At 69.7% G+C, this 13,191-nt stretch carries 12 protein-coding genes; all 12 read left to right on the top strand.

What is annotated here, in order from left to right:
- Nucleotides 1-178 precede the first annotated feature (178 nt).
- Complete coding sequence (locus ACGFSA_RS33610) at nt 179-724, top strand: hypothetical protein (RefSeq protein ID WP_358860771.1); 546 nt, start codon at nt 179-181, stop codon at nt 722-724.
- A 179-nt stretch (nt 725-903) separates the two neighbouring features.
- On the top strand, nt 904-1,824 hold the full coding sequence (pdxS, locus tag ACGFSA_RS33605) for a pyridoxal 5'-phosphate synthase lyase subunit PdxS (protein WP_393309822.1): 921 nt from the start codon (nt 904-906) through the stop codon (nt 1,822-1,824).
- A gap of 6 nt (nt 1,825-1,830) precedes the next feature.
- Entirely contained in the window at nt 1,831-2,424 is a 594-nt protein-coding gene (gene pdxT, locus ACGFSA_RS33600; RefSeq protein ID WP_393309820.1) for a pyridoxal 5'-phosphate synthase glutaminase subunit PdxT, read from the top strand.
- A 62-nt stretch (nt 2,425-2,486) separates the two neighbouring features.
- Entirely contained in the window at nt 2,487-3,239 is a 753-nt protein-coding gene (locus ACGFSA_RS33595; protein ID WP_393309819.1) for a YebC/PmpR family DNA-binding transcriptional regulator, read from the top strand.
- A 185-nt stretch (nt 3,240-3,424) separates the two neighbouring features.
- A complete protein-coding gene (gene ruvC / locus ACGFSA_RS33590; protein ID WP_393309817.1) occupies nt 3,425-3,991 on the top strand; it encodes a crossover junction endodeoxyribonuclease RuvC in 567 nt (188 codons plus the stop codon).
- Nucleotides 3,988-4,614, top strand: a complete 627-nt coding sequence (gene ruvA, locus ACGFSA_RS33585; protein WP_393309816.1) for a Holliday junction branch migration protein RuvA — start codon at nt 3,988-3,990, stop codon at nt 4,612-4,614. The genes ruvC and ruvA overlap by 4 nt, the downstream gene beginning before the upstream one ends.
- 83 nt (nt 4,615-4,697) lie before the next feature.
- Nucleotides 4,698-5,759 carry a Holliday junction branch migration DNA helicase RuvB gene (gene ruvB, locus ACGFSA_RS33580; protein WP_366692786.1) on the top strand — a complete coding sequence of 354 codons (1,062 nt, stop codon included), beginning with the start codon at nt 4,698-4,700 and terminating at the stop codon, nt 5,757-5,759.
- A 164-nt stretch (nt 5,760-5,923) separates the two neighbouring features.
- Nucleotides 5,924-6,421, top strand: a complete 498-nt coding sequence (gene yajC, locus ACGFSA_RS33575) for a preprotein translocase subunit YajC (RefSeq protein WP_393309814.1) — start codon at nt 5,924-5,926, stop codon at nt 6,419-6,421.
- Nucleotides 6,422-6,567: 146 nt separating this feature from the next.
- The gene (gene secD / locus ACGFSA_RS33570) at nt 6,568-8,301 is read left to right on the top strand and encodes a protein translocase subunit SecD (RefSeq protein ID WP_393309812.1); all 1,734 of its coding nucleotides are present in this window, start codon (nt 6,568-6,570) and stop codon (nt 8,299-8,301) included.
- Nucleotide 8,302: 1 nt separating this feature from the next.
- On the top strand, nt 8,303-9,406 hold the full coding sequence (gene secF, locus ACGFSA_RS33565) for a protein translocase subunit SecF (RefSeq protein ID WP_393309811.1): 1,104 nt from the start codon (nt 8,303-8,305) through the stop codon (nt 9,404-9,406).
- Nucleotides 9,403-9,954 (top strand): adenine phosphoribosyltransferase, encoded by a 552-nt coding sequence (locus ACGFSA_RS33560; RefSeq protein WP_393309810.1) that lies wholly within the window; start codon nt 9,403-9,405, stop codon nt 9,952-9,954. The genes secF and ACGFSA_RS33560 overlap by 4 nt, the downstream gene beginning before the upstream one ends.
- A 294-nt stretch (nt 9,955-10,248) precedes the next feature.
- The gene (locus ACGFSA_RS33555) at nt 10,249-12,822 is read left to right on the top strand and encodes a RelA/SpoT family protein (RefSeq protein ID WP_393309809.1); all 2,574 of its coding nucleotides are present in this window, start codon (nt 10,249-10,251) and stop codon (nt 12,820-12,822) included.
- Nucleotides 12,823-13,191: the final 369 nt, after the last annotated feature.

Genomic DNA, 13,191 nt, shown 5'->3' with positions numbered 1-13,191 from the left:
GGGGAAGGAGCTACTAGGGCATTTCGGCAACGCGGGAAGCGTGCGTGCCAGGGCGTGGCCGCCCGATCAGAGGTCACCCGACAGGCTCTGAGGCGGGCCCGGGCGCTCCCCTCCCGAGGGGGCACGACGGCGGGCCGGAGGACGGGACGGGGCGCCCTCGACGGTAGCCTTGCGGCCCGTGATCGAAACCCTCATCTGGATCGCCGTCGCGCTCGTCGCGATCGGCCTGTACCTCAGCTGGACCGCCGGACGGCTGGACCGGCTGCACACGCGGATCGACGCCGCCCGCGCCGCCCTCGACGCCCAACTGCTGCGCCGCGCCTCGGTCACCCAGGAACTGGCCACGTCCGGTGTCCTCGACCCGGCCGCGTCCATCGTGCTGTACGAGGCCGCGCACGCCGCCCGGCAGTCCGAGGAGGAACAGCGTGAGGTGGCGGAGAGCGAGCTCAGCACCGCGCTGCGGGCGGTGTTCGGCGAGACGGCGCAGGTGGAGGCGGTGAAGGAGATTCCCGGCGGTGAGGAGGCGGCGTCCGAACTGGCCGCGGCCGTGCGCCGGGTGCCGATGGCGCGCCGGTTCCACAACGACGCGGTGCGCGCGGCGCGGGCGCTGCGCCGCCACCGCACGGTGCGCTGGTTCCGGCTGGCCGGGCACGCACCGTTCCCGCTGGCCTTCGAGATGGACGACGAGCCGCCGGTGGCCCTGGCGGACCGCCCGGTCAGCTGACCCGGACGCGGCCGCCGCCCGCCCCGTACGGGGCCGTAAGAGGCGGTACGCGGCCGTACACGGCCAAAATGATCCACCGGCCCCTTATTGGCCCTTGTCGTGGACTGGTCCCGGAGAGTTTGCTCTGCAGTGCATCACCCAGCACTTTCAGCATCTTTTTCTCCGAGTGAGGTCGATCCGTGTCCACGCTTCCCAGCACCCCGCAGTCCACCGACTCCCCGGCTACCGGCACCGCCCGCGTGAAGCGCGGCATGGCCGAGCAGCTCAAGGGCGGCGTGATCATGGACGTCGTCAACGCCGAGCAGGCGAAGATCGCCGAGGACGCGGGCGCCGTGGCCGTCATGGCCCTGGAGCGGGTGCCCGCCGACATCCGCAAGGACGGCGGCGTGGCCCGGATGTCCGACCCGAACATGATCGAAGAGATCATCGAGGCCGTCTCCATCCCGGTGATGGCGAAGTCCCGCATCGGCCACTTCGTCGAGGCGCAGGTCCTGCAGTCCCTCGGTGTCGACTACATCGACGAGTCCGAGGTCCTCACCCCGGCCGACGAGGTCAACCACAGCGACAAGTTCGCCTTCACCACGCCGTTCGTCTGTGGCGCCACCAACCTGGGCGAGGCGCTGCGCCGCATCGCCGAGGGCGCGGCCATGATCCGCTCCAAGGGCGAGGCCGGCACCGGCAACGTCGTCGAGGCGGTCCGCCACCTGCGCCAGATCAAGAACGAGATCGCCCGGCTGCGCGGCTACGACAACAACGAGCTGTACGCCGCCGCCAAGGAGCTTCGCGCCCCGTACGAGCTGGTCAAGGAGGTCGCCGAGCTCGGCAAGCTGCCCGTCGTGCTGTTCTCCGCCGGTGGCGTCGCCACCCCGGCCGACGCCGCGCTGATGCGCCAGCTCGGCGCCGAGGGCGTCTTCGTCGGCTCCGGCATCTTCAAGTCCGGCGACCCGGCCAAGCGCGCCGCCGCCATCGTGAAGGCCACCACCTTCTACGACGACCCGAAGATCATCGCGGACGCCTCCCGCAACCTGGGCGAGGCCATGGTCGGCATCAACTGCGACACCCTGCCCGAGGCCGAGCGCTACGCCAACCGCGGCTGGTAGTCACAGATGAGCGACACCCCTGTGATCGGAGTCCTGGCTCTCCAGGGCGACGTACGGGAGCACCTGATCGCCCTGGCCTCGGCAGACGCCCTGGCCAGGCCGGTCCGGCGCCCCGAAGAGCTCGCCGAGGTCGACGGTCTCGTCATACCCGGCGGCGAATCCACCACGATGTCCAAGCTCGCGACCCTGTTCGGCATGCTGGAACCACTGCGCGAGCGGGTCCGCGCCGGCATGCCGGTCTACGGCACCTGCGCCGGAATGATCCTGCTGGCCGACAAGATCCTCGACCCGCGCTCGGGCCAGGAGACCATCGGCGGCATCGACATGATCGTGCGTCGTAACGCCTTCGGGCGGCAGAACGAGTCCTTCGAGGCCGCCGTCGAGGTCGCCGGGATCGAGGGCGGCCCGGTCGAGGGCGTCTTCATCCGCGCCCCCTGGGTGGAATCGGTCGGCGCCCGGGCCGAGGTGATCGCCGAGCACGGCGGCCATATTGTCGCCGTACGTCAGGGAAACGTCCTGGCGACGTCATTCCACCCGGAACTGACCGGTGACCATCGGGTTCACGCACTCTTCGTCGACATGGTGCGCGCCATGGGGTGAACGGATCCCGGTAGGATCTCCGTTGTTCATTTCTACTGGCGACGCGTTGTAAGGAGCTGGCGATGTCCGGCCACTCTAAGTGGGCTACCACCAAGCACAAGAAGGCCGTGATTGATGCCAAGCGCGGCAAGCTCTTCGCCAAGCTGATCAAGAACATCGAGGTTGCGGCCCGCACCGGCGGCGTGGACCCCGAGGGCAACCCGACCCTCGTCGATGCGATTCAGAAGGCGAAGAAGAGCTCCGTCCCGAACAAGAACATCGACTCCGCGGTCAAGCGCGGTGGCGGTCTCGAAGCGGGCGGCGTCGACTATCAGACGATCATGTACGAGGGTTACGGCCCGAACGGCGTCGCGGTGCTCATCGAGTGCCTCACCGACAACCGCAACCGTGCCGCCTCCGACGTACGTGTCGCGATGACCCGCAACGGCGGCTCGATGGCCGACCCGGGTTCGGTCTCGTACCTCTTCAACCGCAAGGGCGTCGTCATCGTCCCCAAGGGCGAGCTCACCGAGGACGACGTCCTCGGAGCGGTGCTCGACGCGGGCGCCGAGGAGGTCAACGACCTCGGTGAGTCCTACGAGGTCGTCAGCGAGGCCACCGACATGGTCGCGGTCCGTACCGCGCTCCAGGAGGCCGGTATCGACTACGACTCGGCCGAGGCCAACTTCCTGCCCACCATGCAGGTCGACCTGGACGAAGAGGGCGCGCGCAAGATCTTCAAGCTGATCGACGCGCTGGAGGACAGCGACGACGTGCAGAACGTCTTCGCCAACTTCGACGTCTCGGACGACGTCATGGAGAAGGTCGACGCCTGAGACGGCGGACGACGCCTCCCCGCGTGAGCGGGGGAGACGGGCAGTGTCCGGCCGCTGTACAGGGGCACTCTCCGCGCGGGCGGAGCCGACGGGCCGACGGGGACACACCCCGTCGGCCCGTCGCGTTGTCAGTGCGAGCCGATAGCCTGCGGGAACAGTTGACCGATCAGCGGAGGGGGCGCTTCATGCGGGTACTGGGCGTGGACCCGGGACTGACCCGGTGCGGCGTCGGCGTCGTCGAAGGAGTGGCGGGCCGCCCCCTGGCGATGCTCGGGGTCGGCGTCGTCCGCACCCACGCCGATGCCGAGCTCGGCCACCGGCTGGTCGCGATCGAGCGCGGCATCGAGGAGTGGCTCGACGAGCACCGCCCCGAATTCGTCGCCGTGGAGCGGGTGTTCAGCCAGCACAACGTCCGTACGGTGATGGGCACCGCCCAGGCCAGCGCGGTCGCCATGCTCTGCGCGTCCCGCCGCGGCATCCCCGTCGCCCTGCACACCCCCAGCGAGGTCAAGGCCGCCGTCACCGGCAGCGGCCGCGCCGACAAGGCACAGGTCGGAGCGATGGTCACCCGGCTGCTTCGGCTCGACGCACCGCCGAAGCCCGCCGACGCCGCGGACGCCCTGGCCCTCGCCATCTGCCACATCTGGCGAGGCCCGGCCGTCAACCGCCTCCAGCAGGCGCACGCGGCCGCCGCCCGTGGCCCCCGCGTTCCCCGTACACCCGCAGTTCCCGTCCGGAAGGTCCCCCGATGATCGCCTTCGTCAGCGGCCCAGTCGCCGCACTCGCCCCGACCACGGCCGTGATCGAGGTCGGCGGCATCGGCATGGCCGTCCAGTGCAGCCCCCACACCCTCGCCGACCTGCGGATCGGCCAGGAGGCCAGGCTGGCCACCTCCCTCGTCGTACGGGAGGACTCGCTCACCCTCTACGGCTTCGCCGACGACGACCAGCGGCAGGTCTTCGAGCTGCTCCAGACCGCCAGCGGCGTCGGCCCCCGGCTCGCCCAGGCGATGCTCGCCGTGCACAGCCCTGACGCCCTGCGCCTTGCCGTCTCCACCGGCGACGAGAAGGCCCTCACCGCAGTACCCGGCATCGGCAAGAAGGGCGCGCAGAAACTCCTCCTCGAACTGAAGGACAGACTGGGCGAGCCCGTCGGCGCCCACATCGGCCACCAGGGCGTAGGCACCGCCGTCACCTCCTCGTGGCGCGACCAGCTGCAGGCCGCCCTGATCGGCCTCGGATACGCGACCCGTGAGGCCGACGAGGCGGTCACCGCTGTCACCCCGCAGGCCGAGGCCGCGCTTGCGGAGGGCGCCCAGCCGCCCGTGCCGCAGCTGCTGCGGGCCGCTCTGCAAACCCTCAACCGCGCACGCTGACCCCACGCCGGCCGGACGCGACACCCCCGACGCCCGGGCACCGCACGGCCCGGCACCGAAACACCCGAGGCGGGACTGACCGAATGAACTGGGACGACACCGGACCCGACACCGACGAGCGCCTCGTCGACGCCGGCGCGGACGGCGAGGACACGGCGGTCGAAGCTGCCCTGCGGCCGAAGGACCTCGACGAATTCGTCGGTCAGGAGAAGGTGCGCGAACAGCTCGACCTGGTCCTGAAAGCCGCCCTGGCCCGCGGCGCCACCGCCGACCACGTCCTGCTCTCCGGCGCCCCCGGCCTCGGCAAGACCACCCTCTCGATGATCATCGCTGCCGAGATGGGCGCCCCGATCCGGATCACCTCGGGCCCCGCCATCCAGCACGCGGGCGACCTCGCCGCGATCCTCTCCTCCCTCCAGGAGGGCGAGGTCCTCTTCCTCGACGAGATCCACCGCATGTCACGGCCCGCCGAAGAGATGCTCTACATGGCGATGGAGGATTTCCGCGTCGACGTCATCGTCGGCAAGGGCCCCGGCGCGACCGCCATCCCGTTGGAACTGCCGCCCTTCACCCTCGTCGGCGCCACCACCCGGGCCGGACTCCTGCCGCCCCCGCTGCGCGACCGCTTCGGCTTCACCGGACACATGGAGTTCTACGCCCCCGCCGAACTGGAACGCGTCATCCACCGCTCCGCCCGCCTCCTCGACGTCGCGATAGACGCCGAGGGTGCGGCCGAGATCGCCGGGCGCTCCCGCGGCACGCCTCGTATCGCCAACCGGCTGCTGCGCCGCGTCCGGGACTACGCCCAGGTCAAGGCGGACGGCCGGATCGACCGCGGCGTCGCCTCCGCCGCCCTCGGGGTGTACGAGGTCGACGGCCGGGGTCTCGACCGGCTGGACCGGGCGGTGCTCGGCGCGCTCCTGAAGCTCTTCGGCGGCGGACCGGTCGGTCTGTCCACCCTCGCGGTCGCCGTGGGGGAGGAACGCGAGACGGTCGAGGAGGTCGCGGAGCCCTTCCTGGTACGGGAAGGACTCCTGGCCAGGACGCCGCGGGGCCGGGTCGCCACCCCCGCGGCCTGGGCACATCTCGGTCTCGTTCCCCCTCAGCACGGCGGAAAGGGACAACAGGGTCTGTTCGGGGCGTGATGCGTCACAGGTTCGTCCGGACTGGAACCCGGGTGCGATGCTGGGCGTTGTTCCATCGATGCGGACTCGCTTAGACTCCGCCGATGCCGCCCGTACAGGGCGGCGTACCCACCCCCGTAGATCAGGCCGCATTCCAGCGCGGTCGTGCGAAGGAAAATCGTCCCGTGAATCCCGTGACTCTCCTCCCCTTCATCGTGCTCATCGGGGCCATGTTCCTGATGACCCGGTCCGCCAAGAAGAAGCAGGCTGCCGCCGCGCAGATGCGCAACGAGATGCAGCCCGGCACCGGCGTTCGGACGATCGGGGGCATGTACGCCACCGTCAAGGAGCTTCACGACGACACGGTTCTCCTCGAGGTCGCGCCCGGCGTCCACGCCATCTACGCCAAGAACGCCATCGGTGCCGTCCTCGACGACGAGGAGTACAACCGCATCGTCCACGGTGACGACGACGAGATCGACGGCGCGGTCGTGCCGGACGACGCGTCGTCGCTGACCGAGCACGTCGAGGCCGACACGGACGTCGACACCGACGCGGACGACGCGGACGATGCCAAAATCGACCTGGGCAAGAAGGCCGAGGCCGACGACGTCGAGCCGAAGGACGCCAAGGCCGACGTGAAGTCCGAGGGCAAGGCCGACGGCGAGGCCGACGTGAAGTAGTTCACGACCCGGGGATGCCGTGAGCCCACCGGCGTCCGGCATCCCCAGGACCGTGCGATCTTCTGCGGGGGCAGGTCCCCACAACACTTCGTGGCCGCCCGGGCGCACACCCGGCGCGGGGCGGTTGGACAGGGAGAAACGAGAAGGTGGCAGCACCGAAGAAGGGCCGAGGGCCGTCCGGCGGTCAGGGCAGGCCGGGGCGCGCCCTGGCTCTGATCCTGATCGCCATGGTCGCGCTCACCGGCGGGATGTTCTTGTCCGGTCATACCACGCCACGGCTGGGTATCGACCTGGCGGGCGGCACGTCGATCACGCTCAAGGCGCAGAGCCAGCCCGGTAAGCCGGACGCGATCAACCAGACCAACATGGACACCGCGGTCAGCATCATCGAACGCCGTGTCAATGGTCTGGGTGTCTCCGAGGCCGAGGTCCAGACCGAGGGCCGGGACAACATCATCGTCAACATCCCCAAGGGAACGAACTCGAAGCAGGCTCGGGAACAGGTCGGTACGACCGCCCAGCTCTACTTCCGGCCCGTGCTCGCCGTTACCGACGGCAAGGCGACGCCCACCGGCACCGCCAGCCCCTCGGCCTCCGGCTCGCCGAAGCCGAGCGCGTCGCCCAGCAACAAGGAGACGGCCTCCGGATCCAAGGCCACTCCCTCGGCGAGCGCCACCACCCAGGGCCGTGCGGTCACCGGCGCGCTGGCGAAGGACACGTCGCCCAGCCCCAGCGCCTCCGGCACGCCGAAGGCGTCCGCGAGCCCGTCGGCCTCGGTCGACCCGGCCGCCGCCGAGCTGCAGAAGAAGTTCGCGGCGCTGGACTGCTCCACCAAGGCCGGCCGCGCGAAGGCCGGTGCCGACGTGAAGCCCACCGACACCACGGTCGCGTGCAGCTCCGAGGGCGACGCCAAGTTCGTCCTCGGCCCGGCCGAGGTCTCCGGTACGGACGTGGACAGCGCCAAGGGAGCGATCGACCAGAACGGTCAGTGGATCGTTCAGATGGAGTTCACCCACGGCGGTGCCAAGAAGTTCCAGAAAATCACGGGCCGGCTTTCGCAGCAGCAGCAGCCGCAGAACCAGTTCGCCATCGTGCTCGACGGCGAAGTCGTCTCGGCCCCCTCCGTGCGCACGACGCTGAGCGCGAACGCCGAGATCTCCGGCAGCTTCACCCAGCAGTCCGCCCAGGACCTGGCGAACGTGCTGTCCTACGGTGCGCTCCCGCTGACCTTCCACGAGGACACGGTCACCACGGTCACCGCGGCGCTCGGCGGTGAGCAGCTCCAGGCGGGTCTGATCGCCGGTGCGATCGGTCTGGCCCTGGTCGTCATCTACCTGGTGGCCTACTACCGCGGTCTGGCGTCCATCGCGCTCCTGAGCCTCATGGTCTCCGGGGTCCTGACCTACACGCTCATGGCGCTGCTCGGCCCGGCCATCGGCTTCGCGCTGAACCTCCCCGCGGTCTGTGGTGCCATCGTGGCGATCGGTATCACCGCGGACTCATTCATCGTGTACTTCGAACGCATCCGGGACGAGATCCGCGAGGGCCGCACCCTGCGTCCGGCCGTCGAGCGTGCCTGGCCGCGCGCCCGTCGCACCATCCTGGTCTCCGACTTCGTGTCGTTCCTCGCCGCGGCGGTGCTCTTCGTCGTCACCGTCGGCAAGGTCAAGGGCTTCGCCTTCACGCTGGGTCTCACCACCCTGCTCGACGTGGTCGTGGTGTTCCTCTTCACCAAGCCCGTCATGACGCTGATGGCCCGCACGAAGTTCTTCTCCAGCGGTCACCCGTGGTCCGGCCTGGACCCGAGGCGGCTCGGCGCCAAGCCGCCGCTGCGCCGCTCGCGCCGTGTCAACGCCCCCACCGACCCGAAGGAGGCGTGAGATGTCGCGACTCGGCAGTCTCGGCGCCCGGCTCTACCGCGGCGAGGTCGGTTACGACTTCATCGGCAAGCGCAAGATCTGGTACGGCATCTCGATCCTGATCACCATCACGGCCGTCGTCGCCCTGGCGGTCAGCGGACTCAACATGGGGATCGAGTTCAAGGGCGGCGCGGTCTTCACCACCCCGTCGACCAGTGCCACGGTTGCCCAGGCGGAGGAATCCGCGGTTTCCGCCTCCGGCCACCAGGCGATCGTCCAGAAGCTCGGCAACGGCGGTCTGCGTATTCAGATCAGCGAAGTCGACCTGGCGAAGTCCGACGCGATCAAGGTGGAACTCTCCAAGGACCTCAAGGTCCCCGAGGAGAAGATCAACGCCGACCTGGTCGGCCCCAGCTGGGGTGAGCAGATCGCCAAAAAGGCCTGGACCGGCCTCGGCGTCTTCATGATCCTCGTGGTGATCTACCTGGCCATCGCGTTCGAGTGGCGCATGGCCATCGCGGCCCTGGCCGCACTGATCCACGACATCACGATCACGGTCGGGGTCTATGCCCTGGTCGGCTTCGAGGTCACCCCGGGTACCGTGATCGGTCTGCTGACCATCCTCGGTTACTCCCTCTACGACACGGTCGTCGTCTTCGACAGCCTCAAGGAGGGCACGAAGGGGATCACCAAGCAGACCCGGTGGACGTACAGCGAGATCGCCAATCGCTCCATCAATGGCACGCTGGTCCGGTCCATCAACACCACCGTCGTGGCACTGCTGCCGGTCGCCGGTCTGCTCTTCATCGGTGGCGGTGTCCTCGGCGCCGGCATGCTGAACGACATCTCCCTGGCGCTCTTCGTCGGCCTCGCGGCCGGTGCGTACTCCTCGATCTTCATCGCCACCCCGCTCGTCGCCGACCTCAAGGAAGGCGACCCGCAGATGAAGGCCCTGAAGAAGCGGATCCTCGCCAAGCGCGCGGCAGCCGCCGCCAGGGGCGAGTCCGCCGAGGACGAGCAGTCGAACGATGACTTCCCCGGAGACGCCGCGCCCGCAGCCGCGGTCGTCGGCCAGCGCCAGCAGCCCCACCGGGGCCAGGGCCGGACCTCGGGGAATCGTCGATGACCAGCACCACCGAGAGCACCAGAGAACTGCTGCTCAGCCGTATCCGTGACGTGGCGGACTATCCGAAGCCGGGCGTGATGTTCAAGGACATCACCCCGCTGCTCGCGGACCCGGTCGCGTTCACGGCCCTCACCGACGCCCTCGCGGAGCTGTGCGTACGGCACGGCGCCACGAAGGTCGTCGGTCTGGAGGCGCGCGGCTTCATCCTGGCCGCGCCGGTCGCGGTCCGGGCCGGGCTCGGCTTCGTACCCGTCCGCAAGGCGGGGAAGCTGCCCGGTGCCACGCTCAGCCAGGCGTACGAGCTGGAGTACGGCACCGCGGAGATCGAGATACACGCGGAGGACTTGTCCGCCGACGACCGGATCATGGTCATCGACGACGTCCTTGCCACCGGCGGCACCGCCGAGGCGTCGCTGCAGCTGATCCGACGGGCCGGCGCCCGGGTCGCAGGTGTCGCGGTCCTCATGGAGCTCGGCTTCCTCGACGGCCGGGCCCGTCTGGAGCCCGGTCTGGCCGGTGCTCCGCTGGAGGCGCTCATCCGCGTCTGAGACTGTCACGCACGCATCGGGTGCCCGGAACAATTTCCGGGCACCCGATGGTGCGTCTGCGGTATTCACGCCCACATCCCAAGGAGCCGGGCCAGGCCCCGCCTCACGCATCGCGCCGCTGCTCAGCCGCTGCGGCACTTCGGACATCGGCACACCGGCACACACAGGACGGGCACCGGGAACACCCGGTGCCCGTCCCGTGTTGTGAGGGGTCCCACGGTCCCCGGGGGAGGTCGGGCCGCAGTCTCGATACGATGGCCTTTCCGGGAGTCCGGATCCGCACGAGGAGCGCTCTTGCCAGACGAGGCCCAGCCAGTCGCCGCCCCGCAGCCCGACAGGCCCGCGGCGGTCCCAGCCACGCCCGGGAAGAAGCAGCCCGCGGCGAAGGACAAGTCGAAGCCCCCGGCTCCCGAACCGGCGAGCAGCGCCTCGCAGACTCCCCCCGACGTGAACGGGGCCGCGCCGGTGTCCCCGGCCCAGCCGGCCCCCGTCTTTCCGCCCCCGGTCGCCCCGAAGCCCCCGGCCAAGCCCGCCGCCAAGCCCGTGGCCCCGGTCGGCCCGGCCCGCTCCAGCGGCTCCTCCAACCGGGTACGGGCAAGGCTCGCCCGGCTCGGTGTGCAGCGCTCCAGTCCGTACAACCCGGTCCTCGAACCGCTGCTGCGCGCGGTCCGCAGCAACGACCCCAAGATCGAGACGTCCACGCTGCGTCAGATCGAGCGCGCCTACCAGGTCGCCGAGCGCTGGCACCGCGGTCAGAAGCGCAAGAGCGGCGACCCGTACATCACGCATCCGCTCGCCGTCACGACTATCCTCGCCGAGCTCGGCATGGACCCGGCGACGCTGATGGCCGGACTGCTGCACGACACGGTCGAGGACACCGAGTACGGCCTCGACACGCTGCGGCGCGACTTCGGCGACCAGGTCGCCCTGCTTGTCGACGGTGTCACCAAGCTGGACAAGGTCAAGTTCGGCGAGGCCGCACAGGCCGAGACCGTACGCAAGATGGTCGTCGCCATGGCCAAGGACCCCAGGGTCCTCGTCATCAAGCTCGCCGACCGGCTGCACAACATGCGCACCATGCGCTACCTCAAGCGGGAGAAGCAGGAGAAGAAGGCCCGCGAGACGCTTGAGATCTATGCCCCATTGGCACACCGCCTGGGCATGAACACCATCAAGTGGGAGCTGGAGGACCTCGCCTTCGCGATCCTCTACCCCAAGATGTACGACGAGATCGTCCGCCTCGTTGCCGAGCGGGCCCCCAAGCGCGACGAATACCTCGCCATAGTGACCGACGAGGTCCAGGCCGACCTGCGCGCCGCCCGGATCAAAGCCACCGTCACCGGCCGGCCGAAGCACTACTACAGCGTCTACCAGAAGATGATCGTGCGAGGCCGGGACTTCGCCGAGATCTACGACCTGGTGGGTATCCGCGTCCTCGTCGACACCGTCCGTGACTGCTACGCGGCTCTCGGCACCGTCCACGCGCGATGGAATCCGGTCCCCGGCCGGTTCAAGGACTACATCGCGATGCCCAAGTTCAACATGTACCAGTCACTGCACACCACGGTGATCGGTCCCAGTGGCAAGCCCGTCGAGCTGCAGATCCGTACGTTCGACATGCACCGCCGCGCCGAGTACGGCATCGCCGCGCACTGGAAGTACAAGCAGGAGGCCGTCGCCGGCGCCTCCAAGATCCGCACCGATGTACCCAAGCACACCGGCCGCGGCCAGGACACCGTCAACGACATGGCGTGGCTGCGCCAGCTCCTCGACTGGCAGAAGGAGACCGAGGACCCCAGCGAGTTCCTGGAGTCCCTGCGCTTCGACCTCTCCCGCAACGAGGTCTTCGTCTTCACGCCAAAAGGCGACGTCATAGCGCTGCCCGCGGGCGCGACCCCGGTCGACTTCGCGTACGCCGTGCACACGGAGGTCGGCCACCGGACCATAGGGGCACGGGTCAACGGGCGGCTCGTACCGCTCGAATCGACCCTCGACAACGGCGATCTGGTGGAGGTCTTCACCTCCAAGGCGGCCGGCGCCGGACCGTCCCGGGACTGGCTGGGCTTCGTCAAGTCGCCCCGGGCCCGGAACAAGATCCGCGGCTGGTTCTCCAAGGAACGCCGTGACGAGGCGATCGAGCAGGGCAAGGACGCCATCGCGCGCGCCATGCGCAAGCAGAACCTGCCGATCCAGCGGATCCTGACCGGCGACTCGCTCGTCACCCTGGCCCACGAGATGCGCTACCCGGACATCTCGTCCCTGTACGCGGCGATCGGCGAGGGCCATGTCGCGGCCGCGGGTGTCGTGCAGAAGCTGGTCCAGGCGCTCGGCGGCGAGGACGCGGCCAACGAGGACCTGGCGGAGAGCTCACCGCCCTCGCGCAGCCGCGGCAAGCGCCGCTCCAACGCCGATCCGGGTGTGGTCGTCAAGGGCGTCGAGGACGTCTGGGTCAAACTGGCCCGCTGCTGCACGCCCGTCCCCGGCGACCCGATCATCGGCTTCGTCACCCGTGGCAGCGGCGTCTCCGTGCACCGGGCCGACTGCGTCAACGTGGACTCGCTGTCCCAGCAGCCGGAGCGGATCCTGGAGGTCGAATGGGCGCCGACCCAGTCCTCGGTCTTCCTGGTCGCCATCCAGGTCGAGGCCCTCGACCGGTCGCGGCTGCTCTCGGACGTCACTCGCGTCCTGTCCGACCAGCACGTGAACATCCTGTCGGCGGCCGTCCAGACCTCACGGGACCGGGTGGCCACCTCGCGGTTCACCTTCGAGATGGGTGACCCGAAGCACCTCGGACACGTACTGAAGGCCGTACGGGGCGTGGAGGGCGTCTACGACGTCTACCGCGTGACCTCGGCCCGCAGGCCCTGACCCCGACCGCCCCGGCAGCCCCCGCCCGACCGCGCCGGGGCTGCGGCGTGTCGCGCCCGGCCGCCGCCCGCTCCGGCGCGAGGCGCGTCGTCGCACCGGCGGCCGGCTCCCCGATGGCCTCGGCGGCGCTGCGGACACCGCCGTCCGCCGCCGAGGCCGGCCGGCCCGCCGCCGAAACGCCGAAGGACCCTCCGTCACCGACGGAGGGCCCTTCGAACTGTCCGGTCTCAGAGCCTGTCGGGTGGCCGGTTGATTACGCTGCGATGAGGTCCTCGATGGTCTTGGTTCGGGCGGTCTTGCGGTGGGATTCATGGCTCCACCGTGATGGCTGCCCGGCGAGCCGGACGAGCATCAGGCGGATCATCGCCA

The organism is Streptomyces sp. NPDC048496 (assembly GCF_043200055.1).
Taxonomy (GTDB): domain Bacteria; phylum Actinomycetota; class Actinomycetes; order Streptomycetales; family Streptomycetaceae; genus Streptomyces.
The sequence above is the reverse complement of the archived record's forward strand: the minus strand, read 5'-3'. Positions and strand labels throughout refer to the sequence as shown.